We start from the raw sequence: 23,414 nt of genomic DNA on the forward strand, positions 1-23,414 counted from the left end.
GAAGTCGCGGTGCGACTAGCTCACAGCGAGGGGCGCGGGCGGGATATCGCGGAATCGATCATGGCGAAGATGTCGCGCTGTGAAATCGTGTCGCCCAAGCCGTTCGTTTGAGCGGCCTCGATGAGGTCGTCGGTGAGGCTGTCGAACAGCAGTGCTGTGCGGGGATCGGCCCGAAGGCTGCCCTGGGTTTCGAGGGCGCGCAGCGCATCGACCGCGTCGCGGTAGTCGGCGAGACCGTCACGGGGCGGGAGCAACTGCATCGCTTGTGTGTTCATCGTGCTCAGCTCCGAACCAGGCTGTCGGACAGTCGCGCTTCCTGCAGCGCTCGACTGGTGGGATCGCAGCGGTACTGACCGGTCGTGGTGTGCCGGTAGCCCGGGCCGTCCTTCGCGACGGCGTGCCCGCAGTAGCGGCATTCGTGACCGTACTGCCCGATGCGGATGGTTTCGATGGTGGGATATGTGTTGGTGCTCATGGTCTCGTTCGTCGGTGTGGGTGGTGTGGTCGGTGCAGCGGAGGGGTCGGTCCCGGGCGAGGTGGACTTCGCGGTGACACCGCCGCCGGCGGGCGGGTCATGCGTATTCGACGACGGCGTCGGCCCCGGCGTGGGCGCTTCGTTCCAGGGCTTCCCAGACGAGGTCGTAGCGCTTGAGAGTGATCTCGTCCGCGTTGGCGAGCAGGGCGCTGAGGAGGGAATGCGGGTCGTCCTGCCAGGAGTCCAGGGTGGCCGCGACTGTTCCGTTGCTGAACAGGCCCGACTGGGCGAGGGCGTGTGTCCACTCGTCGAACAGTCCGCGGTGGATGCGCTCGACTGTGTCGTGGTCGAATCCCTCGGCGACGAAGTCGCGAGCGAAGGTGGCCGTGACGTAGTCACCGCAGGTCATCGGTTGTGCGTTCATCGGTGCGGGCATCCTCCGTCAGTGGCGGCGTCGGACCATCAGGCGACTCCGTGCTTATGAGTGAGACAGCTCACATCATGGCCCATTCGGGATACGTGACACATCGGCCGAATCACCGGGGGGTATACCTATTTCTGGTCCGCGCGGCCGGCTCCCGGTCGGCGACCGGGAATGTTTGGCCTGGTCACAGCGTCGGGGATCGCCCACCCCACGCTCCGGATATACCCGGTCAGTCTTTCGCGGAGTAGTTCGCGACGAACCGCACCCGGTCGCTGCGACACGCGCGGTGGATGTACACGGTGGGTGCGTCGTCGTCGTCGAGATTCAGGCCGTCGCGAAAAAGGACCGCTGCACCGGGCGGCACCCCGAGCAGTGCCGCTACCTGCGGAGACGCAGCGCCTGCGGCGAATGAACGCCACGCCGCCTTCAGCCGGACGCCGTAGACGTCGCGCCACACGGTGTACAGCGGGACACCGTCTCGCAGGTGCCGGTCGATGTCGGCGAACCGGCGGTCGTCCATCCAGACCGAACTCGCGAACCACGGCTCACCGTCGACCGCGAGCACCGTGTCGACGCGGCGCAACCGGCATCCCGGCAGATACTCCTCTGCCTGCGGTGCGCTACCGCCGAGGACGATCTCGCTCGAGACGAGTGACTCGGTCAGTGTGCGGCCCACGGATCTGAACGCCGCGCTGAGACCGTCGGCATCGTTGATGTAACTGGCGGCGAGTTCGATGGGGAAGTGCCGGGGCGGCGGGGCGACGAACGTGCCGGACCCCTGCTTGGCGACCAGTCGCCCGGCCCTGGTCAGTTCGCCGATCGCCTGCCGGACCGTGAGCCGGTTGACGCGGAGTTCGGCGGCGAGGTCGGTCTCGGGCGGCAACCGGTCTCCCGGCCGCAGCGTGCCACCGTCGAGTCGCTGCAGCAAGACGTCCTGCACCTGTCGGTAGAGCGGCACCCGACCCGTGGGCGTTTTGCTCGGCATTTCATAAGTCTAGAGGACTTTGACCTGGGGCGGGCGGTGTGATCGACACGTCTTTCCAGTTCAGGATGCATTCACTTCGCGGTCACCCGAAGAGGTGGTTTAGGCTACTTGTCTAGATGAATATTCGGACATCAACTTCGGATACATCTCGGAAAGGCCCCGCCCGTGAGCATCAACCCGACCCTGCGCCGCACCTTGGCCGCCGCCGCCTGCGCGGTGACCCTGTGTGGCGTCGCCGCCTGCGGCGACTCCTCCGCCGAAAACGGCGCGCCCGACGTACTGAAGGTGGGGCTACCACCGGCGGAGGCCAACGCGAACCTCCAGGCGAAGTTCGAGCCGGTGACCTCGCTGGTCGCGGCGGGCACGGGGAAGTCGGTCGAGGTGAAGCCGACGAGCGACTACCTGTCGATCGTCGAGGCCATGCGGTCCGGGCTCCTCGACGTCGCTGCGTTCAGCCCCTTCCCGACGCCCCTCGCCGAGGCCGTCGCCGGTGTCGAGCCGCTCGTGGTGGCGAAGGGTGCGGCCTACAGTTCTGTGTTCGTGTGCCGCACGGACCGTGGCATCGACTCGCTCGACGATCTTCGCGGGCGCAGGATCGCGTTCGTCGACGCCGGATCGACCAGCGGAAACTACATCCCCAAGCTCCTGCTGAAGCGGGCCGGGATCGATCCGGAGATCGACATCGAGGGCAGCTACGCCGGTGGCCACGACACCGCCGAACTCGCCGTGAAGCAGGGCTCGGTCGACTGCGCCGCCGACGCCCGGTCGTCGTACCAGACGATGGTCGACAAGGGCGTCATCGACGGAGCAGCGCAGACGATCGTCGCCGAGTCCGACCCCATCCCGGTCTCGCTGGTGGTCATCGCACGCAAGGATCTCGACCCGGCCATCTCGCAGGGAATCGTGGATGCATTCGTGAACGGAGACAATGCGGCGGCACTCGGAGTGGTCGGGGCAACCAGCTTCGAGAAGGCGCAGGACAGCGATTTCACGATCTTCCGTGACGCGGCGTCCGAACTCGGGGTGGATCTCGAGGAGTTGTCGCGGAAATGACGTCGACACGAAACGGAATTCCCCGCGTGCAAGCCGATGCGGTGAGTTACCGATATCCCGACGGCACCACGGCACTGCACGAGGTGTCGGTGCGGGTGGCGCCCGGCGAGATCGTCGCGGTGCTCGGTCGCAGTGGCGCGGGGAAGTCGACGCTCATGCGCTGTCTTGCGGGGCTGGAGGCGCCGACATCGGGCCGGGTGCTGCACGACGGTGTCGACCGCAGCGGGTTGCGGGGCCGCGCCAGGCGGCGGGCGCACGCGCGAGTGGGGTTGGTGTTTCAGGAGTTTCAGCTCGTCGAACGGGCGACGGTGCTGTCGAATGCCCTGATCGGGCGGCTCGCCTGTCAGCCACTCCTGCCGAGCCTCGTGCATTTCGTGCGGAGCCGTGACCGCGAGATTGCCGTCGAGGCCGTCTGCCGGCTCGGTCTCGAGGAACAACTCCGCAAGCGTGCCGACGCGCTCTCGGGTGGGCAGCGTCAGCGTGTGGCGATCGCCCGTGCGCTCGCGCAGCAGCCCGACATGCTGCTGGCCGACGAGCCTGTCGCCAACCTCGACCCCGTCCTGGCTCGCGGAGTCGTCGACGACATCGTGCGATTGGCCCGTGTCGAGGGACTCACCGCTGTGCTGAATCTCCACGACGTCGAGTTGGCGCGGCACGTCGCGGACCGACTCGTGGGCCTGCGCGCGGGACGGTTGGTGTTCGACCGGCCGACCGCTTCTATTTCCGACACCGATCTCGATCTCCTGTATGCCGATTCGGCCCGCCCCCTCGCAGGAGTGCAGTGACCATGACACTCGACACGAAGCCTGCCGAGCGCACGCCCTCGACCGCCGATCTCGCGGCTCTGCGCCGGCCCTCCTGGCAGACGGGCGCCGGGGTGGTGGTCGTGCTCGCCGTCGTCCTGTGGTCGGCGCAGACCACGGAGTTCTCCCTGGCCGCCGTCGTCGACGGCCTACCCCATATCGCCGACTTCGTCGGCCGCATGTTTCCGCCCGATCTCGCCGTTCTGCCGACCGCCGTCTCGCTGATGGGCGAGACCCTCGCCATTGCGGTCATCGGTACCGCGATCGGCGTCCTGCTCGCGCTGCCGTGGGCGTTGCTGGCGGCCCGGTCGGTGTTCGACCAGGCCTGGCTCCACCACGCGGCGCGGGCGTCGATCAACGTCACCCGCGCGATCCCGGAACTGATGTGGGCGCTGCTGTTCGTCTCCGCGGTCGGGTTGGGCCCACTCGCGGGCACATTGGCGATCGTCATCGGATCCGCGGCGGGAATGGCGCGGCTGTTCGCCGATATCTTCGAGACCATGGACATGCGGGCATGGGAGTCGGCTGCCGCCGCCGGCGCCACTCGGTCGCAGCGGATCAGCTGGGTGCTGCTGCCGCAGAGTGTGCCGACCGTGGCCAGCTACACCCTGCTCGTGCTCGACGGGAACGTGCGGGCCGCGTCGCTTCTCGGCATCGTCGGCGCCGGCGGCATCGGCATGGAATTGACCCAGCAACTCCGGCTCTTCGAGTACGGCAACGTCCTCACAATCGTCCTTGTTGTCCTGGTGGTCGTGGTCGCTCTGGACCGCGCCGCCGCCTACCTCAGAAAGAAGCTCATATGACAGTGACCGACCTCGACGTTCTTCCCAACCTGCGTGACCTCGGTGGACTTCCCGTTGCCGAGGGCGGCCGGACGCGCAGCGGTGTGCTGTACCGCAGCGCACTGCCCGCGCCGGGCGACGCCCGCCCTACCGCGGTCGACGAGTGGCCTGCCCGCACCGTCATCGATCTCCGCAGCCCCCGCGAGTTCGCGACCAGGGAGCACCCGCTGCGGTCGGACGAGACGGTGGTGCACCTGATCTCCCTGCTGTCCGACGCGGAGGTCACCGCACCGAATCAGGGGTCTCGGCTCGCCGACATCTACCAGGGCATCCTCGCGAATGCGGGGCAGCGGCTCGTGGACATCCTCCAGGTGGCGGCCACCGCGCCCGGCCCGGTCCTTTTGCACTGCGCGGCGGGCAAGGACCGCACCGGGGTCGCCGTGGCCTTGCTGTTGCGAACCGCCGGAGTCGAGCCAGAGCACATCGTCGCCGACTACGAGTCGACCAATGAACACATGGGTGCCGTCCTGGCGCGCATTACCCGCTTCGCCCCCGAACTCGGTCAGACACATCCCAACGACCGCGATCTGCGCGGTGCCGTCCCCGAGGCAATCGAGGGTGTCCTCGCCCGCTGGGACGCTCACCCGGGTGGAGTCCACGCGTGGCTGCGGGAGCGCGGTGCCACCGAGGAGACGATCCGACTCTGGACCACGCGTTTCACCGGGTGACGCAGTTCGGCCGGGAGGGACGGGTGCCGGCATGGTCAGCGACTCGCGACGGGTCTCATCCGGTCGTCGCGCAGAGTGTCGGTCAATTTGCTGCACCCGCTCTCGCGGCCGAGCAGCGTCCTGCCCAGCAGCACCAACCCCCACGGGCCTATCACCCACACCGGCCAGAAGTAGATCATCACGCCGGTAGCGAGCGAGATGATGCCCCAGATCGCGATGTTGAGTCCGCCCGCGGCGGCCCAGGCGAGCCACTCGATCTGCTGGTGACCCGGGATGCGGCGACGCACCGGACGGGTGGGTGGTGTCGCGACCGGGGCGGCGGCAACCGCTGAGGCTGCGGACGGAAGGTCGCGCAACACCTGATGCGCCTGCTGCCGGGTGGTGGACCGATAGACCTCTGCCACCCGTTGGTCGAACTCCCCGATGGTCAGTCGCCCGGCGGTGAGGTGCCGCCCGAGTTCACCGACGACCTGTTCACGTTCGGAATCGGATATCCGGATGTTGTCCGCGTACTGCATCGGACCCTCCTCGGCGATGACGTTCCACTGTGGAATGTCGCTACCACTATGATCGATATGCCACAGTGGAATGTCAACCCCCGATCGAGCGAAGGACCGCGAGATGGACGAACGCCCCCTCAACGCCACTGCGGCGTCGCTCCTCGGGTTCCTGCACGAGGGTTCCAAGACCGGGTGGGATCTGGTGGTGACCGCGCAGGAACGCATCGGCAAGTTCTGGTCGATCACGACCAGCCAGGTCTACCGGGAACTCGCGGCGATGGAGCGGGCCGGATTGATCGAGGCAGGGGAGCGCGGAGCCCGCGAGCGCAAGCCCTACACGCTCACCGACGAGGGTCGCCGGGCGTTCGCGGAATGGATCGAGCGAGAACCCGGCCAGGAGAACATTCGCTACCCGCTACTTCTCACGGTTGCGTTCGGCGCGCACCTTCCGCCCGAGCGATTGGCCGCGATGCTGGACTCGCACCGCGCGGCCCACGAGAAGCAGCTCGCCGAGTACGAGCGTGACGCCGCCGTGCACGGATCCAACCGATACGCGATGGCCACCCTCGACTTCGGGATCGTGTACGAGCGCGCAGTGCTCGATTGGTTCGACCTGGTCGAGGACCGGCTGGGGCGGTGAACGTTCCGCCGCGTCTCGCCGGGTGCCGGCGTCGGGCAGTCAGCCGATCACTCCGTCCTCGGAGGCGACGGCCGTCGGCAGGTCGACGCGTCGCGGGGTCCCGGCCTCGTCGTGGATCACGGTGACAAAGGTCGGAAACACGATTCGCCAGGAGCCGGCGACGGGAGACAGCGCGCTCGCGGAGAAATCGGCCCACTCCTTCGGCAGCAGCGTCACAGCGTCGTCGGTCAGCCACTGCGGCGTCGGGACCCGCCGATTCTGCTCCTCGGCGGGATCGACGACGAACCGCAGGTTGGTGGCGATTCCCGTTCCGACGTTGTGGAGCCGGAATCGGTCGACGGGTCCACGGATGCGCTGGACGTCGAATTCGACTTCCAGCGGTCGCGGGAGCGCCTGCTGCGCGGCTTGGGCGATCCGGGTCATCGCTTCGAGTTGCTCTAGCACCGCATCCAGTGCGGCCTCCGCTTCGCGCCTGGCCTGATCGGCAAGATTCGCTTTTCTCCACGCTGCGGCAGCGGTGGCGCCGAGCAGCACCGCAGTCGCCGCGCTGACCCACGATGCGGTTCTCATGCGCGGAAACTTACCCGAACGTGAATCCGGCGGGCGCGCTGGTGACGTCTCCACGGGCGGCGAGGTGGCGGACCGTGGTCAGGGGTTGACGGAGAGAAACACGTACGCGGCCAACAGCACCAGGTGGACGCCGCCCTGGAGTCGGGTGGCGCGGCCGGGGACCACCGTCAGCATGCCGACAACCACGGTGATCGCGAGCAACACGACCTGGGTCGGACCGAGGCCGAGCAGAAGCGGCCCGTCCAGCCAGATGGACGCGACGGCGATGGCGGGGATGGTCAAGCCGATGCTGGCCATCGCCGATCCGAAGGCCAGGTTCAAACTGATCTGGATCCGGTTTCGCTGCGCTGCCCGCACCGCGGCGAGGGTCTCCGGCAGTAGCACGAGCAAGGCGATGACCACACCGACGATGGATTGCGGCAATCCGGCATCCTCGACCGCATCTTCGATCGCGGGTGATTCCACCTTCGCCAATCCCACGACTGCGCACAGTGCCACCACCAGCAGGGCGAGGCTCATCCCGGCCATCCTGCCCGTCGGGGGCGCGGAGTTCCGGTCGCGGGTTTCCGGTTCATCGGCGATGACAGGCAGGAAGAAGTGCCGGTGCGGCCCGGTCTGGGTGAGGACGAACATCCCGTACAGCACCAGCGAGGCCACCGCCGCGAATGCCAATTGGGCCGAGGAGAATTCGGGACCCGGCCGGCTCGTCGTGAAGGTCGGGAGCACCAGACTCAACGTCGCGAGTGATGCCACCGTCGCCAGTGCTGCGCCGGTGCCCTCCGCATTGAACAGTGCGAGCCCGTACTTTCGTGCGCCGACGAACAGCGACAACCCGGCGATGCCGTTGACGGTGATCATCACCGCCGCGAATACGGTATCGCGGGCAAGCGACGCAGTCGCCGGGCCGCCCGAGATCATCAATGTCACGATCAGTCCGACCTCGATGACGGTGACCGCGACCGCGAGAATCAGCGACCCGAACGGTTCACCGACCTTGTGTGCAACCACCTCGGCGTGATGAACGGCCGCGAGCACCGCACCGACCAGAACCACGGCGACGGCGAGCACCAGGACCGTGCCGATGTGGCGGCCCCAGGTCAGGCCCAGCACCGCAACCGCGACGGGCGGTATCACCAGCGGCCACTCCGTAGCGACCGACCGCCACCCGAATGCCATGACTAGACCTTGCCAGTTCGATCCGCTCCCGTGCACCGCAACGGGTCAGGTCTGATCGGTCCGGGCGATCGCCGCGCGGGTGGCGGCGTCGACGGTCATCACGATGAATTCGCGTCTTCGTGAATCGCGGTCGTCGCGGCGCGAAGGAGGAGGCGAGAACAGCCGGTCCGCAGTCTGGAGAGTGACCCAACCATCGACGAGGGTGATCACCGTGATGAGAAGTTCCTGCGCGTCGGCCTCGGACAGGCCGGTGGCTTTCCGAGCCCCCGCGACCAATGTCTGCGCGTGCTTCCTGCGGGTTTCCTCGGCCACCGGTGTCTCGAGTTCGAGGCCTTCCCAGAACAGCAGCCGGGTGAAGGCCGGGTGCGTGCGTTGGTAGTCGAATCGACGGCCGGCGTAGTCGGCGACGGCGGACACTCCGTCTCCCGACAGTTCGACGGCGGCTAGTGACGCCGTCAGTTCACTCTCGACGGCGGCGCTGAAGAACGCCTCCTTCTTGCCGAAATACTGATAGATGCGCTCTTTGTTCACTCCTGCTTTCGCGGCGATCCGGTCGACTCGGCCCCCGGCCAGCCCGAACGCACTGAACTCCTCGGCGCCGGCGTCGAGCAGAAGTCTCTTGGTTCGTTCGATATCCCACGCCACCGGTGCATCCTAGGACAAACTCCAACTGTTTGGTTGCAAGTTGCTCTTCCACGCCTTACACTCCAAGTGCAACTGAATAGTTGGAATTTGGAAGGGTCACCCTCAGGATGGAATCTCTCGCTCTCGCGTCCGCAGTGCTGGAGCAACTAGCCCCGGCGGCAACGAGGAGTCACCGCACACGGACGGGACGGGCTGCCCCGGGCGTCGTGCCGGTGCCGTCCATTCACCTGCGGGTTGCCGTCACCTGGGTCTCGATCTTCCCGCTCGTCACGCTGGGCATGACCGTCATGACGCTGTCGGGCCCGGTTACCGCCACCTGGCCGACCTGGCTCAGGGCCTTGTCGCTGACCGGTGTCGTCGTTCCCACCGCGGTGTATCTCGTCGTGCCGCGAGTTCTGGCCCTGTCCCTCCGGTGGTTGAACTGGCGGCGGCGGTCCGCCGCTGCAGAGCCCGGCCGGGAGATTCGTGTCGGTGGGGCGAGGTAGGTTTCTGCTTGCGACGAAACAGGTCGCCACTCACACTCACGAATCCGAGGCAGTTCGGCTCGGGTGGATACGAGGCGCAACCGCGCGTCGTATCTCGGCGGAGTGGCGACCTGTCTCGGCCCACGACGATCCAGCTACCAGTGCCGGATCAGGCCGGCTCGGCGGCGATCCGCCCCGATTTCACGGCGGCCACCAGTTCTGCGTAGTCGGCTTCGGTCTGATCGGCGTAGCGGACGGCATACCGTCCGATCGCCTCGTCGAGTTCAGTGTCGCCGGCAAAGTATCCGGCGAGCGCCCGCGGATCGAGGGAGCGGGTGTGTGCACGCGCGAGCAGGGCACCGGCCAGTCGGCCGTAGTCGTCGAGATGGTCCCGTTCCAGACCGGTCGGATCGATGTCGCCTTTGAGGTTTCGGAACTGCCGCACGATGTAGGGGAGGCCGTCGATCGTCGTCCAGCCCAGGAGGATGTCCGACTCCGCTTGCACCAGCCGGGCGCCGTGCACGATCCGCTTGCCCTCGTGCTTCGGTTCGTCGACCGGCAGGTATGCCGCCAGTGCGGACGGCCGGGCCTGTTTCAGTTGAAGAACGAGCACCTCGTCCCGATTGCCGTGCAGTAGGGCGATATAGCTGCGCAGACCCACGCTGCCGGTTCCGACGATCCGGAAGGCGACGTCGGACACGGCGAATCGGGTGATCAGATTTCGTCGAGACTCCCGAAGTGACTCGACATAGCGTTCGAGCCCGTCGGTCACCGCATCGGCGGTCGCGCGATCCACGTGGGTGAGAATCGGCGGATCGTCGATGAACCGTCGGCTGCGGATCCCGGTCTCGTGGTTCTCGATGTGGGCGGTCCATTTCGCCGCCACCTTCTCGCTGGTGTTGCGTCGCGCCTTCTGTGCGGCCTTGTCGAAGTCGTCGAGCAGGGCGTCGGCCTTCGCCCGCGCGAGCACCGACTTGTCCGGCAGCGCATTCCAGGACTGGAGGAACGGAAGTTCGGCGAGTTCGCGGATGGTGCGCCGATACGACTTGACGGCGTCTTCGGCGGCCTCGACGCACCCGCTCTCGGACACTCCGCCTTCGCGTCCGGCGAGGACCAGGCTGGCGGCGAGGCGTTTGAGATCCCATTCCCACGGACCGGGGATGGTCTCGTCGAAATCATTTATGTCCATGACAATTTGACCGTCCGGCGTCCCGTACAGGCCGAAGTTCGCCGCATGCGCGTCACCGCACAGCTGCGCTGTCAATCCGGTGACCGGAGTAGCGGAGAGGTCGGCGGCCATCAGGCCGGCGGCGCCGCGGAAGAAGGCGAACGGCGAGGCGATCATCCGACCGATCCGCAGCGGGACGAGATTCGCCAGCCTGCCCTCGTTATCGGCCTCGACGAAGTCGAGCACATCCGGTCTGTCGGCGCCGGTCGCGGCGTGATCGTGTGCACGGGACGGCACGGTTGCCTGCAACGCGTCCCCACGCGCGAAGACGTCGTCCGCGTCGTCCTGGGTTCGCAGGTCCACGGCGCGCGCTCGATTCTTCGTCACCACGGCGACACTATCGGAGGCATTTGCGCGGGTACCACCGTGCATCGCGGATGCGTCGGCGCGGGCGTGCGCGTCGGCGAGGACCTCTGCACCCTTATCGAGTGCGTCGCGCGGTCTTAGAGTAGAACCAGCAGACGCGTCCGATCGGCCACCGCGATGTCAGCGAGGTTGCAGATGGCGGCTCACTTCTCCGCGGAGCGTGAAATCCCAGGCCCTCGAGGCTTACCGCTCGTCGGCGTCATTCCAATGCTCGCGCGCGACCCGTTCGGCTACCTGGTCGGCGCTGCGCGCGACTACGGCGGATTGGTCCGAATGAGGTTGGGCCCTGCCACGGTGTACCTCGTCAGTGATCCTGCACATGTCCGGCACATCCTCGTCGACAATCATGCCAACTATTGGAAGGGCCCAATCCTCCGCGGGATCAAACTGATCATCGGCGACGGGATATTCGGCAGCGACGGGCAGCTGTGGCAACGGCAGCGGCGCTTGATGTCTCCGGCCTTCCACAGGCCGCGTTTGACCGCGATGATCGGGGTCATGACCGACGTCGTCGAAGCGGCGACGGTACGCTGGAACGATCGGATCGTCCGAAAGACGCCGGTGGACATGCTCGAGGAAATGGTGCCGATCAACATCGAGATCGTCTTGCGGACATTGTTCGGCACGAGCATCGACTACAGCGAGATCGCAAAGCTCCGTGCCGCGTCCGATGTCATCTTTCACCATTCCGAGAAGCTGGTCTTCAGTTTCTTCCTCCCGATGCGCATACCGAGGCCCGGTCACCGGCGCTTCATTGCCGCATTGTCCGTCGTCGACGAGGTCGTCGAGAGGATCATCGCCGAGCGCCGCAAAGACCCGGCCGACCGCGGGGATCTGCTGTCGATGTTGCTGCTCGCCCACGATGATGAAGGCACCCAAGCGGCTATGGACGACCGACAGGTGCGCGACGAGGTGATGAGCATCCTCATGGCGGGGTACGAGTCGACCGCCGCAGCGCTCGGTTGGACCTGGTACCTGCTGTCCCAGCACCCCGACGCGGATGCGCGATTGCAGACCGAGTTGGACTTCGTGCTCGGCGGTCGTGTTCCGTCGTTGCAGGATCTGCCACGGCTGGTTTACACGCGCCAGGTGATCAGCGAATCCCTTCGGCTGTATCCACCATTTCCGACGTTCTTCCGCACGTCCTACGACCGCGACCAGCTCGGCCCGTACAACCTGCCACCGGATGCTGCACTCATCATCAGTCCGTATGTCACTCACCGCCTGACCGCCCATTGGCCTGACCCAGAGGAATTCGACCCCACGCGATTCGGTGCAGACCACTCCACCGAGCGTCCGAACGAGGCCTACTATCCCTTCGGCCTCGGCCGGCGACTGTGCATCGGTGCGAACCTCTCTTTGCTGGAGCAGCAGGTCGTTGTCGCAACCGTCGCCCAACGCTTCGACCGCGAGATCGCGTCCGGCTATGTGCTCGAGCCCCATTACGACATCGCCTTGCGGCCGCGCAACGGTGTGCCGATGATGCTCACCCCTCGGTAGGTGGGGTCGCTGTGAATTATCTCGCGGTCGCCACAGGGCCGGGTCGCGCGATCAGGTTCGACCGCGCTGCCGCTGTGCCGAAAAGACCGCTGTCTTCGCCGCACGACATTGTGGCTGAAAGGTGGTTATGCTTCGGTTTCCGGTGGCAGGCAGCATCCGGCGCCGGAGACACGTTCCGGAGGCATGCCGTGCCGCCGGGCCTTCCTTGACGGAGGAATGTCATGTCCGCTGAACCCGTTGCCGCGACGCCCGAGAACCCCGCAGGCCACATCCGATTGACGTCCCACAGCGGCGGTGTCGGGGCCATTCCGGTCCACTGGGGCGCACCCACGGCGTCCGAGCGCGGTCCGGTGGTCGGCACCACCACCAATCGCGCCCACCGCAACGTGATCGGCACGCACAGCGGCTCGTACAGCATCTACCGGGCGCTGGCGGTCGCGTCGGGTGCGCTGTCGCGCCAGCACAAGGCCGACCTCACCAACACCGCGCCCACCATTGCCATCGGTCCGTATCCGCAGTGGAGCGAGCCCGGCAAGATCGTGAGCCTGGACCCTTGGGGCGCCACGGTCGCCGAGGTCTTCGCGGCCGAGCTGGCGGCCGGCCACGACATCCGGCCCAGCATCGCCGTGACCAAGGCGCACGTGATCCTGCCGGAGATCATGGAGGCCATCCAGAAGGGTCGCCTCCACCCGGACGGCCGCTTCCTGCTGCCCAGCGGTGCTGCGCTGGTCACCAAGGCGGCGATCGAGCCCGTCTGGCATCTGCCGGGTGTGGCGGAGCGGTTCCACTGCAGCGAGACGGATCTGCGCCGCGTGCTGTTCGAGGAGACCGGCGGCATGTACCCGGAGCTGGTGACGCGCTCGGACCTCGAGGTGTTCCTGCCCCCGATCGGCGGGCAGACCGTGTACATCTTCGGTGACGCGCGAGACCTCGCCGATCCCGGGGTGGAGCTGACCGCACGGGTGCACGACGAGTGCAACGGTTCGGACGTGTTCGGCTCCGACATCTGTACGTGCCGTCCGTACCTGACACATGCCATCGAGGAATGCATCCGGGGTGCGCAGCGTGGCGGTGTCGGGCTGGTGTCTTACTCTCGCAAAGAGGGCCGCGCGCTGGGCGAGGTGACCAAGTTCCTGGTCTACAACGCCCGCAAGCGCCAGGTGGGCGGCGACACGGCCGATCAGTACTTCGCCCGCACCGAATGCGTGGCAGGCGTGCAGGACATGCGGTTCCAGGAAATGATGCCCGACGTGCTGCACTGGCTCGGCGTCAGAAAGATCCACCGCCTGGTCTCCATGAGCAACATGAAGTACGACGCCATCACCGGCTCGGGCATCGAGGTCGGGGAGCGGGTGGACCTCCCCGCGGATCTGATTCCGGCCGACGCGCGCGTGGAGATCGACGCGAAGATGGCGGCCGGCTACTTCACCCCGGGCGCGGTGCCGGACGCCGAAGAATTGGCGAAGGCCAAGGGTCGGGAGTTGGACGAATGAGCCTGACCGGCGTCGGTCCCGCCCTGGACGTCGGGCGGGCCGAGGGGGCGGCCGCGGCCCTGCGCACCACGTCCGCCGTGCGGGAACGCGCGCAACTCCTGCTGCGTCGCGCGCGCGAGGGCGGTTCACACTGGTTCGGCGTGGACGACGACGCACTGCCGACTGCCGCGGACGAGGTCGTCGACGTCACGCGTGCCCGCTATCCGGACCTGAAGATTCCGTACCACAGCCGGTGGCGCCATTTCGAGGCCGGCGGAGTCGATCGAAAGGCCGAGTTGGACGCACGGCTGGCGGCGCTGGACGCGCCGGGCCGCGCCCGCGCCATGATCGACCTCGCCGTCGTCAGCGTGCTGCTCGATGCCGGCGCCGGTCCCGACTGGCAGTACCGAGAGGCGGCGAGCGGGCAGCCCTTCACCCGTTCCGAGGGTCTGGGCGTCGCGAGTTGGCACGCCTTCCTGGGCGGACTGTTCTCGAGCGACGCGACGCAGCCGCTGCAGGTCGACGCGGCGGGACTGCGTGGCCTGGACGCGGACCTGCTGGCCGAGGCGTTCCAGGTGGGTCCGTCGAATCCGTTGGTGGGACTCGATGGTCGGGTGCTGCTGCTGCGCCGGTTGGGCGACGCGCTCGCTGCGCAACCCGACGTTTTCGGCCCGCACGGCCGGCCGGGTGGTCTGTTCGACCTGCTGGTCGATCCACAGGGTTCGGCCGCTTCGACGGTCGCAGCCCACGACATCCTGTCGCAGCTTCTGACGTCGCTGTCGGGCATCTGGCCGGCGGGCAACGCCATCGGCACCGAGCCGCTGGGCGACTGCTGGCCTCACGAGGCCGTGGCCGGCCCGGGTCTGACACGGGGCTGGGTGCCGTTCCACAAACTGTCGCAGTGGCTGACCTATTCGCTTCTCGAGCCCTACCAATTGGCCGGCGTGCAGGTGGTGGGGCTGGACGCGCTGACGGGCCTGCCCGAATACCGCAACGGCGGCCTGCTGCTCGACACCGGCGTCCTGCGCCTGCGCGACCCGGCTTGGACTGCGCGCAGCTGGGCGGCGGGCGACGAACTGGTCGTCGAGTGGCGCGCCCTGACGGTCGCGCTGCTGGACGAACTGGCCCCCCTGGTCCGCGAACGCCTGGGCGTGGATGCCCGGGAGATGCCGCTGGCCTGCGTCCTGGAGGGTGGCACCTGGGCCGCGGGCCGTGCGCTCGCACAGCGCACGCGTGGTGGACTGCCTCCGCTCTCCGTCGTCAGCGACGGCACGGTCTTCTAGAACGAAACGAGGACGAACACATGGGGACAGTACATCTGATCGACCACCCGCTGGTACAGCACAAGCTCACGATGATGCGTCGTAAGGATGCGTCCACCAACAGCTTTCGGCGCCTGGCGAACGAGATCTCCGCGCTCATGACGTATGAGGTGCTGCGCGACATCCCGATGCAGGAGGTCGAGATCGAGACGCCGCTCGAGGTCACGACCGGCAGAGTCATCGACGGCAAGAAGCTGGTCTTCGTCTCCATCCTGCGCGCGGGGACCGGCATCCTGGACGGCATGCTGACGATCGTGCCGGGCGCGCGGGTGGGCCACATCGGTCTGTACCGCGATCCCAAGACCCTCGTGGCGGTCGAGTACTACTTCAAGATGCCCGGCGACCTGCACGAGCGCGACGTGGTCGTGGTCGATCCGCTACTGGCGACGGGCAACTCCGCGGTGGCGGCGGTGGAGCGGCTGAAGGAGTGCGGTCCCAAATCCATCAAGTTCGTCTGTCTGCTGACCTGTCCGGAAGGCGTTGCCGCGCTGGACAAGGCCCATCCCGATGTGCCGATCTATACCGCCGCCGTCGACCGCCAACTCGACGAGCACGGCTACATCCTGCCCGGCATCGGCGACGCAGGCGACCGCATCTTCGGCACCAAATAGCACGTTGCCGGTGGTTACGCAGGGAACCGCAACGCGAGTGCTGTTTTGATCTCGATGTGACGCAGCAGGAAGGCGCGCTCGTCGAGTCGCTTGCGCCGCAGCCAGCCGGTGACCTCGTCGTTGCATTTGCTGGCGTTGCAGGAGCCGCAGGCCGGGGCGATGTTGTCGAGGGTGTACCGCCCGCCGCGGGACAGCGCCTGGACGCAGTCGCGTTGCAGCGGCTTGTCGGTCGCACCGCAATACGCGCAGCCGCCCCACGCCTCGGTGAGTGCACTCCACTGCTCGTCGGTGAGGTCGTGCTCGACACTGTCCATCCGGCGCTTGCGTTTACGGGCGACCCTGGCCCTGCGACTTCGGTTGACCGTCATCGCCCCAGCGTAGGGTTCCGGAAGGGTCAGCCCGGGGACAGGGGCACGCTCTGCTCGAAGTTGAACACGTTCTCCGGGTCGTAGGTGGCCTTGACCTCGCGCAGCCGCTCGCGGTGGGAGCCGTAGTACTCGCGCTCCCAGTCCGACGCGGCGGCGTTGGGCACGTTGACGTAGGCGCCGTCGCCGTAGGGGCGCAGCGCCCGCCAGAAGTCGGCGGCCCAGCCCAGCGCCGCCGAGTTCAGTGCGGGGTCGTTCCACGCCGCACCCGGCTCGCAGTAGAACAGCGCGTCGCGGTGCGGGAACGCGGATCCTCCTGGCGGCGCCTGCCGCACGGCCCCGCCGAAGCTCGAGCAGAAGAAGTTGCTCGGCGGGCTGGGGGTGTTGTCCATGAAGTGGACGATCAGATCGATCGCCTCGTCGGGGAACGGGCGGGTGACGAACTGGGAATAGAACTTCCAGAGGGCGACGTCGTTCGGCCCCCTGTCCACGTCGCGGTACACGGTCGGCCAGGAACCCTCCGTCACCGTCACCTCGGGACTGCCGATCGTCAACAGCGAGCGCAGTTGGTCCTCGAGTTCTCGCCGCGAACCGCCGTGCAGCAGCGCAGACAACTCGACCGCGGTGGAATCCACCTCGAGTGCGCTCGTCAGCCGCTCGTCGGCGACCGGCGCCTCGCGCTGCCACGCTCGAAGCAGGTCACCGAGAGCGCCGTGACCGGTCCACCTCGCGACCAGGAAGGTGACGTCAGACAGCTCGTGCAGCTTCAACGTGTAGGACGTCGCGATCCCGAAGTTGCCGCCGCCCCCACCGCGGCACGCCCACAGCAGGTCGGAGTTGCTGTGCTCGGTGGCCTCCACGACCTTCGCCGAGCGTGCGCCGTCGGCGACCACGACCTCCGCGGCGAGCAGGTTGTCGCAGGCCATGCCCATGCTGCGGGTCAGTAGTCCGAAGCCGCCCCCGAGAATCACACCGCCGAGTCCGACACCGCCCTCCGATCCGGTCGGAACGGCGAAGCCGTGTTGTCCGAGCGCCGCGACCGTCTCCGTCTGCGTCAGGCCCGTTCCCACCGTCGCCGTGCCCGCCGATTCATCGATCTCGATGTTCTTCATCCGGCTGACGTCGATCACGAGGCCGCCGTCGAGTGACGACCAGCCCTCGAGGCTGTGGCGTCCGCTGCGGGCACGTAGGGCGATGCCTTCTTCTCGGGCCCAGCGGACCGCGTTGACCACGTCCTGCGCGTCGCAGCAGAACACGATGGCCTCGGGGTAGCGGGAATACAGGCGGTTCCAGCCGACCCGCGCCTCCTCGTAGCCGGAATCGCCCGGACGCACCACATCACCGGTGAGCATTGCGGTGGTGGCGGTGAGGGGCGTTATCTCTCGGTCAGTGCGCGAAGACATCTGCGTCTCCTGGCTCGGTGTCCAGAACCTCGCGTTTGAATATCAACAGGTAGGTGAAATAGACGCCGCCCGCCAGGAGCAATCCGATCGCAATCAGTATCGAGGTCAACGCACTCGAGGGCGACACGATCACGAACACCACGAAGGCCGACCACGCCAGTGCGCCGATTGCAATCGGTAGCTCGAAGCGCCCGAGATCGAACGCGCCCGCCTTACGATCCAATCGTTTGCGGACCGCGAGATACAGGACGATTATCCCGCCGTAGAGGACCGCCGAGATGACCGTTCCCACTGTGAGCAACTCCAGCAGTGCGCCGCCAGGCAGCGCGGCCATCAGCACGACCCCCACGACGACGATCAAGATGGTCGCGGGTATGGGGGTCTGCGTGCGCGGGTTGACACGGCGCATCACCCGGTGAGCAGGGAAACGTGCGTCGCGCGACATCGCGAACACCATCCGCGAGCACGTCGCCAACGTCACCATCCCCGCGCCGAAGAAGGCGAACGCGATCGCCACCAGCAGTGTCCTCTCCATCACCGGACCCAGCTGATCGCGCAGAATCGCCGCCACGGGCGTGTCACTGGCGCTGATCCGGGGAACATCTTTGATCGCGATCGTGAGCGCGATCAGAAACACCAGTCCCAGCACCGCAGCCGCCACGACCGATCCCACGATCGCGCGCGGGACGCTGCGAAACGGATCCTTCGCCTCCTCAGCCATGTTCGCCGCAGAGTCGAAGCCGACGAGTGTGGCGAGCCCCATGATCGTCGCAGCCATCAACCCGCCGCCGACGGCGAAGTAATTGGGGGCGCCCTCGGCGACACCGCGGGAGGTGAGGTTGCCGACGGAGCCGTCGCCGGTGACCGCCACGGCGACGAAGAGCCCGATCGCGAGCACCACGACGATCACCAGTTCGAGCCCTACCGCGCCCGACGTGATCAAGCCGACGAGGCGCGTCGAGAACACGACGAGCACCGCCTGGACAAGCACCACGACGAGCGTGATGACGCGCGCCGTGCCCTCGTCGGGCTCCATGCCGAACAGCGGCATGAGAGCGGAACTCGCCATCGCATTGTCGACCGTCACCACGCCGAGCGCCAGGTAGCAGAAGGTCAGCCAGCCGAACAACCAGCCGACCTTCGGGTTGGCCAGCCGTGACGCCCATTGGTATGAGGAGCCGCTGAGTGGGATGCGGGCCGCGAATTGGGCGATCACCAGCGCCACCAGGGTTTGTCCCAGAGCCACGACAACCCAGAGCCAGATCCCCACAGGCCCGGCGTCGCGAAGTACGTCGTCGTAGGTGCCGAAGATCCCGACCGCCACCGAGATGAACGCGAACGAGACAGCGAACACCTGGAAGGAGCCCAGAGTTCGCTTCAGCTCCGGTTCATACCCGCAGTCCTGACATTCCTGATCGGCGGTCTGCGAGCCCATTACGTTCTCTGCCGTCATCTCGGCCGCCTCACGTTCGATCGGGAACTGCGGAGAAGGTGAATCGCTTTCGAAAAGACCCGCGACAACGGGACCCGTTCCACGATCAGAGCGAGACCGGTCTGTTTTATCGTCCTCCTCGCGTGTGCGAATGTCAGCGATGATTCGTCTTTCTAAATATTTCGGCTGCGCAGGATATTCGTCTTCACACACACCTCGGCCGCCGGTGCCATGGGCTCCGGCGGCCGAGTCGTCTCCTTCAGGTCGTCGTCACATCACATCCAGGGCATGTCGGGATCGAGCGGGTGGGAGATCACCCCGTCGTCGGGCTCGAGGGGGTAGTTGACCTGATGGATGGTCGCGGAGGCCGGACCGTAGAGGGATGTGCCACCGGGCTCGACCAGGGTGGTGCCGGGTTCGACGAGGGTGACCTGCGGCGGCACGTCCTCGTCGGGGGCGTCGCAGGAGACCATGGGCCATGCATTGGCGCAACCGATGCGGTCCCTGACCTCGACCTTGTACGGGGAGAGCCCGGAATCCGGAGAGACGACCTGAGGCGACGTCGACTGCGCGGGTGCGGCGACGGCAGTGGCGCTCTGGCTCAGGAACATTCCGAGTCCGAGGGCGGCGCCCGTTGCGGCTGCTGCGGCGATGCGTGTCTTGGTCGAATTCATTGCGTTGCTCCTGAGTCTGGTGTGGGTGGGTTTCCGGTGTCCCTTGTGGACGAACACCAGTCTTCGCCGTTACGGGGCCCCGCCAACTCCCCCCAGAGGGGTGGTCGACCCTCCATCCGGGGGTGGTTGTTTGCACCCCCAGGGGTGTTCCCAAAGCTGTGAATGGGCAGTGGCCCGCCGTCGGTGTGTCAGAGATAGAGGTCGACGAGGGTGCTGACCAGCGACCAGTGCGTGGCCCGGGCCCGCAGGGTCCTCAGCTCGGGGTAGACGATGCGGAAGGTCCGCGCGAGGGCGACGCTCAGCCCGCCGGTGATGTCCGGGAGCCCTGATCGGGTGTCGGTTGCGAGGACGCCGTCGAGCGGCGGGTAGCCGGTCAGTCGCTCCAGGATCGGATCGATCCGGAGGTGTGGTCCGAGTTCCCGGAACAATCCGATGTTTTCTTGCAGGCCTCTGGTGATCGGCAGGTCGGTGAGTTCGATGACGTGCCGGTGCTGTGCCGCGGCATCGGACTGGGCGACGACGAGCAGGTCGTACAGCTTCCCGGTGACGACATCGTCGAATCGGTGAAAGTCGTCCCTCACGACGCCGATACTGGCGGCCACCCGGAAGATGTCCTCGAACTGGTCGAATGTCATGAGCGACCCGTGGCCCCCGACCTCCGCACCGTCCATCAGGTGATCATCCTCCCCGATCCGCCCCGGCTATGTCATGTTCATTCTTCCGCCGGGACGATCCCGCCGCGGACACGGATGACCCGTCCTGGAATCGCGTTGTCCGGCACGAAGTCCTGCGCGGCCGGCAGGCCGGGTTGTGCACGACCACCGGCAGCGAGTACAGCGAAGGGATGAGCCGGTGGGAGCGGCGCGGGGCGCGGTGGTGGCCGTTGGCGGCCGCCGCCGTGCTGGTCGTCGTGCTCGCGGTGTGCGGGGTGGTTCCGGTGTGGCCGGGACTGTTGCACCTCGTCGCGCTGCCGCCGCTGGATCAGTTCGCGGACCTGCGACTTCTGCTGGTATGCACCGACTCGTGGCCGCAGTTCCTCGTGCTGCTGGCTGTCGTGTCGGCCGTGCGGATCATGTTGATGGCCTGGCTGCTCGGCGGTCTCGACACGAGGCGTATCCGCTTCGCGACGGCGTTCTACGCGACCGCGTTCGGTCCCGTCCTGCTGGCGTCGTGCGCTGACGCGACCGGCTACGCGATGCTGTACTCGCGGGCGTTCTGGCCGGCGGTAGCGCTCGTCGCGGTGCTGGTGTGGATACTCGGGCCGGTGCCGTGGCAGGGCGGCACCGGCCTGCGTGCGGCAATGGGGCGGACCTGGCGCCGGGGCCTGCGAGTCGAGGTGATGGTGCCGTATTGCGCGGCGATCCTCGCACTGGGCGCCCTGGCGGAGCGCGTGCCGGCCCTTACCGTGCTGCTCGTGCCGGTATCTGCAGCGGCGACGGGGCTGACGGTGTGGGCGATGGGCCGTGCGCCGCTGAGGCGGCCCGCCGCGGCACTTGCCGCGGTGCTCGTCGCGTCGACGGTCGTGTCGATGATCTTCGTTCGGACCCGCACCTATGACGATCCGGAACCCGGGCCACGACAGGCGGGTTCGCTGCTCGTCATGGCCGGCATCGACTCGCGTTCGGGGGAGGGGACGATGCACCGGGCCGACGTGCAGCGCCTGGGGTACGAATGCGAACAGGTGTACTACTTTTCCTATGCCGGAACCGGTGGCGGGCAGCCCCGACGCGACGCTACCTGCCCGATCCGAACGGGCGCCCCGTACGAACCGGCCGATACCCATCGTCCCGTCGAGGAGCAGGTCGCACTGTTCGCCGAGCAGGCGGCGAACCTGCAGCGGCCGTTGACCGTTGCCGCGCATTCCCACGCCGGCTGGATCGCGTGGGAAGCGGTCGCCGCGGGTCGGGCACAGGTGGACGTGCTGATCCTCGTGGGTGTGTTCCCGGAGACCCCGCTCGGGTTTCCGCCGCCGGACGTCGACCGACCGGGCCGGGTGTTCGGCGACGTGTTGCGGTGGGCGGTGCCCGCGATCGAGTTCGCGTTCTTCTCCTTCGACCCCGACACTCCCGCGGCGCGGCAACTGCTCGGGGACGCGGGCAGCGCACAGGCCGTTCTCGGCGAGAGACTGCCCGAAGGGGTGCGTGTGCTGAGTATCGCGTCGGCCGCCGATCTTCCACTGATGCCGCACGGCCGGCGCCTGGACGTCGAACGCAACGGTTGCCCGGTCCGCGCCGCGCACTCGTCCCTTCCGACCTCCGCCGCCTTCGACGATGAGGTGATCCGGTTCCTGAACCACCGGGATCCTCCGCCCTGCCCGGCATGGCGGGACTGGGGTGCGGTCGTGATGCAGGCCTTCGGTGTACCCCCAGCGAACGTTGACGAGACTGTGCGGAAGCGGGCGGGACGATTTCGCGGACGCCGGAGCATCGGCGGGAGTTAAATGGAATGACGCAGGCGTAAAGGATTTCGGCACAGGGTAAGCCCAACTCAAGGTCCGTCGCCGCCCGCTCCGTTCTCGTTCGCACGGCGCGGGAGGCTGAGCGTCGGGGTGCGCGATGATCGAAGCAGTGACAGGGCTCCTCACGAGGAGAAATGAACCCGCCGATGCTCGACCCGAACTGCCCGCACAACCCGATCACGCCGGCCCTGTCAGTGGTGTGGCACTCGGCAGACTTCTCGCGGCGGCGATACTGTCGCCGGCACAGGCGTCGCTGCTCGTTGCCGATGCGCTCGATCAACTCGAACCGGCGCGCAGCGACGGGCCCGACCGCATCCGTCTCCGGAACGTGACGGTATCCGACAGCGGGCATCTCACGATCGAGTACGGGCGCGGTGCGGTGTCCGGGCAAGACGTGAACGAGGAGGTTGCCGGACTGTTCCGTAGCATCGCGACGAACTGTCGCAGTTCGGCCCTGCCTGAACGGTTGCACGAATCGCTCGTCGAAACAACAGATCTCGATGCGCTGCTGCAACGAGTTCGTCTAGCGATCGAACCCGGTGTCGATCCCGCCGAGGAGAGTCGGAAACGCTGTCAGATTGCCCGGCTGGTCGCGGCGACCAAGGGACGACCGCGCCCCGACGGCCGCACCGTGGAGGAGCCGCCTGCCGGTGAGAAGCCGCCGTCGGCGGCCACCGGGTCCACTCTCGCATCGCCGGGCTGGTTCCCGCCGGTCCGGAATCCGTGGCATCGCAGGAAGAGACGCCACTCGCGGAGGCAGGGAGCCTTCGGGCTCGTCGCGATCCTGATACTTTTCGCCGCAGTGTGGATGGCTCCGCGGGCGTGGTCGGAACTGCGGCGAGGCTGGGACGCCGTCCTGAATCCGGTGAATCCCGAGGAGCAGAATCAGATTCGACCCGTGTCTCCGCCACCGGAACCCCCGGCCGACCAGGCCGCGCCGGCGACGACCGAGGCCGGACGAGTGCCGCCACCCGTCGACGTCGGTGCGCCCGGCAGCGCCGGGCCGATCACGCTAGTCACGGCCACCCGCGCCAACGGGGAGTGCGGGCCCGGGCAGGCGTGCGAGATCCGGGTCGACGTCCACCTCGATCCGGCGGCGACTGTCGACGCCGTGACCTGGAGAGTGAACGTGTACGACCGCTGCTCGGGCGAGGTGCGGGCGGGCGGCGACGTGTCGGAGCGCGTCCAGTCCGGGACTCAGCAGGTGTACGGCATCGTCCGGACCGATCTGCCGCCCGGGACCGCGCTCGCCGTCGCGGCGATCACGAGCGCCCCGGCGACGGCCGCGTCCGAACCGCTGCTGATCCCCGCCGAGAACGCACGCTGCTGAGTGCCGGG

The 23,414-nt window shown here is 67.3% G+C and carries 25 protein-coding genes and 1 pseudogene; 12 read left to right on the plus strand and 14 right to left on the minus strand.

Annotation, left to right across the window (positions count from 1 at the left end; translation table 11 throughout):
- Positions 1–20: 20 nt before the first annotated feature.
- The 4 genes from JWS13_RS43640 to JWS13_RS43655 all read right to left on the minus strand — a co-directional run bounded on the left by JWS13_RS43640 (position 21) and on the right by JWS13_RS43655 (position 1,884).
- Entirely contained in the window at positions 21–275 is a 255-nt protein-coding gene (locus JWS13_RS43640; protein WP_124393735.1) for a hypothetical protein, read from the minus strand.
- Between the two features lie 5 nt (positions 276–280).
- Entirely contained in the window at positions 281–475 is a 195-nt protein-coding gene (locus tag JWS13_RS43645) for a hypothetical protein (protein WP_087557546.1), read from the minus strand.
- A 97-nt stretch (positions 476–572) separates the two neighbouring features.
- Entirely contained in the window at positions 573–899 is a 327-nt protein-coding gene (locus JWS13_RS43650) for a hypothetical protein (protein ID WP_179220202.1), read from the minus strand.
- 229 nt (positions 900–1,128) lie between these two features.
- Complete coding sequence (locus tag JWS13_RS43655; protein WP_206011277.1) at positions 1,129–1,884, minus strand: GntR family transcriptional regulator; 756 nt, start codon at positions 1,882–1,884, stop codon at positions 1,129–1,131.
- 165 nt (positions 1,885–2,049) lie between these two features.
- Between JWS13_RS43655 and JWS13_RS43660 the strand changes: the two genes are divergently transcribed.
- Genes JWS13_RS43660 through JWS13_RS43675 form a run of 4 tightly spaced genes read left to right on the plus strand, consistent with a single transcriptional unit; the run spans position 2,050 to position 5,250 of the window.
- Positions 2,050–2,937, plus strand: a complete 888-nt coding sequence (locus JWS13_RS43660; RefSeq protein ID WP_206011278.1) for a phosphate/phosphite/phosphonate ABC transporter substrate-binding protein — start codon at positions 2,050–2,052, stop codon at positions 2,935–2,937.
- On the plus strand, positions 2,934–3,722 hold the full coding sequence (phnC, locus tag JWS13_RS43665) for a phosphonate ABC transporter ATP-binding protein (protein ID WP_206011279.1): 789 nt from the start codon (positions 2,934–2,936) through the stop codon (positions 3,720–3,722). The genes JWS13_RS43660 and phnC overlap by 4 nt, the downstream gene beginning before the upstream one ends.
- Before the next feature lie 2 nt (positions 3,723–3,724).
- A complete protein-coding gene (gene phnE / locus JWS13_RS43670) occupies positions 3,725–4,543 on the plus strand; it encodes a phosphonate ABC transporter, permease protein PhnE (protein WP_206011280.1) in 819 nt (272 codons plus the stop codon).
- On the plus strand, positions 4,540–5,250 hold the full coding sequence (locus tag JWS13_RS43675; RefSeq protein WP_124393741.1) for a tyrosine-protein phosphatase: 711 nt from the start codon (positions 4,540–4,542) through the stop codon (positions 5,248–5,250). The genes phnE and JWS13_RS43675 overlap by 4 nt, the downstream gene beginning before the upstream one ends.
- 35 nt (positions 5,251–5,285) lie before the next feature.
- On the opposite strand, the gene JWS13_RS43680 is transcribed toward JWS13_RS43675, so the two are convergent.
- A complete protein-coding gene (locus JWS13_RS43680; protein WP_206011281.1) occupies positions 5,286–5,768 on the minus strand; it encodes a DUF1707 SHOCT-like domain-containing protein in 483 nt (160 codons plus the stop codon).
- Between the two features lie 103 nt (positions 5,769–5,871).
- On the opposite strand from JWS13_RS43680, the gene JWS13_RS43685 reads away from it, so the two are divergent.
- Positions 5,872–6,390: a PadR family transcriptional regulator gene (locus JWS13_RS43685; RefSeq protein WP_206011282.1), complete on the plus strand. Its 519-nt coding sequence runs from the start codon at positions 5,872–5,874 to the stop codon at positions 6,388–6,390.
- 39 nt (positions 6,391–6,429) lie between these two features.
- Here the strand turns inward: JWS13_RS43685 and JWS13_RS43690 are convergent, their stop codons facing one another.
- The 3 genes from JWS13_RS43690 to JWS13_RS43700 all read right to left on the minus strand — a co-directional run bounded on the left by JWS13_RS43690 (position 6,430) and on the right by JWS13_RS43700 (position 8,781).
- Positions 6,430–6,960: a hypothetical protein gene (locus tag JWS13_RS43690; RefSeq protein WP_206011283.1), complete on the minus strand. Its 531-nt coding sequence runs from the start codon at positions 6,958–6,960 to the stop codon at positions 6,430–6,432.
- Between the two features lie 78 nt (positions 6,961–7,038).
- Positions 7,039–8,136, minus strand: a complete 1,098-nt coding sequence (locus JWS13_RS43695) for a calcium:cation antiporter (RefSeq protein ID WP_206011284.1) — start codon at positions 8,134–8,136, stop codon at positions 7,039–7,041.
- 45 nt (positions 8,137–8,181) lie between these two features.
- Positions 8,182–8,781, minus strand: a complete 600-nt coding sequence (locus JWS13_RS43700; RefSeq protein ID WP_206011285.1) for a TetR/AcrR family transcriptional regulator — start codon at positions 8,779–8,781, stop codon at positions 8,182–8,184.
- A 107-nt stretch (positions 8,782–8,888) separates the two neighbouring features.
- On the opposite strand from JWS13_RS43700, the gene JWS13_RS43705 reads away from it, so the two are divergent.
- Entirely contained in the window at positions 8,889–9,266 is a 378-nt protein-coding gene (locus JWS13_RS43705; protein ID WP_206011286.1) for a putative antibiotic biosynthesis monooxygenase, read from the plus strand.
- A gap of 148 nt (positions 9,267–9,414) precedes the next feature.
- On the opposite strand, the gene JWS13_RS43710 is transcribed toward JWS13_RS43705, so the two are convergent.
- Entirely contained in the window at positions 9,415–10,800 is a 1,386-nt protein-coding gene (locus JWS13_RS43710; RefSeq protein WP_206011287.1) for a DUF2252 domain-containing protein, read from the minus strand.
- A gap of 174 nt (positions 10,801–10,974) precedes the next feature.
- Here JWS13_RS43710 and JWS13_RS43715 point away from each other — a divergent pair, with 174 nt between their 5' ends.
- From JWS13_RS43715 to upp, 4 genes are all read left to right on the plus strand, one after another.
- A complete protein-coding gene (locus tag JWS13_RS43715; RefSeq protein ID WP_206011288.1) occupies positions 10,975–12,339 on the plus strand; it encodes a cytochrome P450 in 1,365 nt (454 codons plus the stop codon).
- Between the two features lie 221 nt (positions 12,340–12,560).
- Positions 12,561–13,832: a GTP cyclohydrolase II gene (locus tag JWS13_RS43720; RefSeq protein ID WP_206011289.1), complete on the plus strand. Its 1,272-nt coding sequence runs from the start codon at positions 12,561–12,563 to the stop codon at positions 13,830–13,832.
- Entirely contained in the window at positions 13,829–15,094 is a 1,266-nt protein-coding gene (locus JWS13_RS43725; RefSeq protein ID WP_206011290.1) for a URC4/urg3 family protein, read from the plus strand. Before JWS13_RS43720 ends, JWS13_RS43725 begins: the two co-directional genes overlap by 4 nt.
- A 20-nt stretch (positions 15,095–15,114) precedes the next feature.
- Positions 15,115–15,744 carry a uracil phosphoribosyltransferase gene (upp, locus tag JWS13_RS43730; RefSeq protein WP_072943378.1) on the plus strand — a complete coding sequence of 210 codons (630 nt, stop codon included), beginning with the start codon at positions 15,115–15,117 and terminating at the stop codon, positions 15,742–15,744.
- A gap of 14 nt (positions 15,745–15,758) precedes the next feature.
- Here upp and JWS13_RS43735 read toward each other — a convergent pair whose 3' ends face one another.
- The 5 genes and pseudogenes from JWS13_RS43735 to JWS13_RS43755 all read right to left on the minus strand — a co-directional run bounded on the left by JWS13_RS43735 (position 15,759) and on the right by JWS13_RS43755 (position 20,289).
- Positions 15,759–16,058, minus strand: coding sequence for an HNH endonuclease (locus JWS13_RS43735; protein WP_083395875.1), 300 nt, complete (start codon positions 16,056–16,058; stop codon positions 15,759–15,761).
- Between the two features lie 13 nt (positions 16,059–16,071).
- Positions 16,072–17,461: pseudogene (locus JWS13_RS43740) on the minus strand (FAD-binding oxidoreductase).
- 34 nt (positions 17,462–17,495) lie between these two features.
- Complete coding sequence (locus tag JWS13_RS43745; protein WP_206011292.1) at positions 17,496–18,965, minus strand: APC family permease; 1,470 nt, start codon at positions 18,963–18,965, stop codon at positions 17,496–17,498.
- A gap of 254 nt (positions 18,966–19,219) precedes the next feature.
- Positions 19,220–19,618, minus strand: a complete 399-nt coding sequence (locus tag JWS13_RS43750) for a hypothetical protein (RefSeq protein WP_124393752.1) — start codon at positions 19,616–19,618, stop codon at positions 19,220–19,222.
- Positions 19,619–19,806: 188 nt separating this feature from the next.
- Positions 19,807–20,289, minus strand: coding sequence for a DUF1931 family protein (locus JWS13_RS43755; protein ID WP_206011293.1), 483 nt, complete (start codon positions 20,287–20,289; stop codon positions 19,807–19,809).
- Positions 20,290–20,462: 173 nt separating this feature from the next.
- On the opposite strand from JWS13_RS43755, the gene JWS13_RS43760 reads away from it, so the two are divergent.
- Together JWS13_RS43760 and JWS13_RS43765 are read left to right on the plus strand one after the other, a co-directional pair.
- Entirely contained in the window at positions 20,463–22,058 is a 1,596-nt protein-coding gene (locus JWS13_RS43760) for a hypothetical protein (protein ID WP_241032626.1), read from the plus strand.
- A 115-nt stretch (positions 22,059–22,173) separates the two neighbouring features.
- Entirely contained in the window at positions 22,174–23,406 is a 1,233-nt protein-coding gene (locus JWS13_RS43765) for a hypothetical protein (RefSeq protein WP_206011294.1), read from the plus strand.
- Positions 23,407–23,414: the final 8 nt, after the last annotated feature.

The organism is Rhodococcus pseudokoreensis, from assembly GCF_017068395.1.
Lineage (GTDB): Bacteria > Actinomycetota > Actinomycetes > Mycobacteriales > Mycobacteriaceae > Rhodococcus_F > Rhodococcus_F pseudokoreensis.

Excerpts from the sequence above, each read along its gene's own strand:
- JWS13_RS43640 (WP_124393735.1), bottom strand. The coding sequence starts at position 275 with ATGAACACACAAGCGATGCAGTTGCTCCCGCCCCGTGACGGTCTCGCC.
- JWS13_RS43645 (WP_087557546.1), bottom strand. The coding sequence starts at position 475 with ATGAGCACCAACACATATCCCACCATCGAAACCATCCGCATCGGGCAG.
- JWS13_RS43650 (WP_179220202.1), bottom strand. The coding sequence starts at position 899 with ATGAACGCACAACCGATGACCTGCGGTGACTACGTCACGGCCACCTTC.
- JWS13_RS43655 (WP_206011277.1), bottom strand. The coding sequence starts at position 1,884 with ATGCCGAGCAAAACGCCCACGGGTCGGGTGCCGCTCTACCGACAGGTG.
- phnC (WP_206011279.1), top strand. The coding sequence starts at position 2,934 with ATGACGTCGACACGAAACGGAATTCCCCGCGTGCAAGCCGATGCGGTG.
- phnE (WP_206011280.1), top strand. The coding sequence starts at position 3,725 with ATGACACTCGACACGAAGCCTGCCGAGCGCACGCCCTCGACCGCCGAT.
- JWS13_RS43675 (WP_124393741.1), top strand. The coding sequence starts at position 4,540 with ATGACAGTGACCGACCTCGACGTTCTTCCCAACCTGCGTGACCTCGGT.
- JWS13_RS43680 (WP_206011281.1), bottom strand. The coding sequence starts at position 5,768 with ATGCAGTACGCGGACAACATCCGGATATCCGATTCCGAACGTGAACAG.
- JWS13_RS43685 (WP_206011282.1), top strand. The coding sequence starts at position 5,872 with ATGGACGAACGCCCCCTCAACGCCACTGCGGCGTCGCTCCTCGGGTTC.
- JWS13_RS43690 (WP_206011283.1), bottom strand. The coding sequence starts at position 6,960 with ATGAGAACCGCATCGTGGGTCAGCGCGGCGACTGCGGTGCTGCTCGGC.
- JWS13_RS43695 (WP_206011284.1), bottom strand. The coding sequence starts at position 8,136 with ATGGCATTCGGGTGGCGGTCGGTCGCTACGGAGTGGCCGCTGGTGATA.
- JWS13_RS43705 (WP_206011286.1), top strand. The coding sequence starts at position 8,889 with ATGGAATCTCTCGCTCTCGCGTCCGCAGTGCTGGAGCAACTAGCCCCG.
- JWS13_RS43715 (WP_206011288.1), top strand. The coding sequence starts at position 10,975 with ATGGCGGCTCACTTCTCCGCGGAGCGTGAAATCCCAGGCCCTCGAGGC.
- JWS13_RS43720 (WP_206011289.1), top strand. The coding sequence starts at position 12,561 with ATGTCCGCTGAACCCGTTGCCGCGACGCCCGAGAACCCCGCAGGCCAC.
- JWS13_RS43725 (WP_206011290.1), top strand. The coding sequence starts at position 13,829 with ATGAGCCTGACCGGCGTCGGTCCCGCCCTGGACGTCGGGCGGGCCGAG.
- upp (WP_072943378.1), top strand. The coding sequence starts at position 15,115 with ATGGGGACAGTACATCTGATCGACCACCCGCTGGTACAGCACAAGCTC.
- JWS13_RS43735 (WP_083395875.1), bottom strand. The coding sequence starts at position 16,058 with ATGGACAGTGTCGAGCACGACCTCACCGACGAGCAGTGGAGTGCACTC.
- JWS13_RS43745 (WP_206011292.1), bottom strand. The coding sequence starts at position 18,965 with ATGACGGCAGAGAACGTAATGGGCTCGCAGACCGCCGATCAGGAATGT.
- JWS13_RS43750 (WP_124393752.1), bottom strand. The coding sequence starts at position 19,618 with ATGAATTCGACCAAGACACGCATCGCCGCAGCAGCCGCAACGGGCGCC.
- JWS13_RS43755 (WP_206011293.1), bottom strand. The coding sequence starts at position 20,289 with ATGGACGGTGCGGAGGTCGGGGGCCACGGGTCGCTCATGACATTCGAC.
- JWS13_RS43760 (WP_241032626.1), top strand. The coding sequence starts at position 20,463 with ATGAGCCGGTGGGAGCGGCGCGGGGCGCGGTGGTGGCCGTTGGCGGCC.
- JWS13_RS43765 (WP_206011294.1), top strand. The coding sequence starts at position 22,174 with ATGATCGAAGCAGTGACAGGGCTCCTCACGAGGAGAAATGAACCCGCC.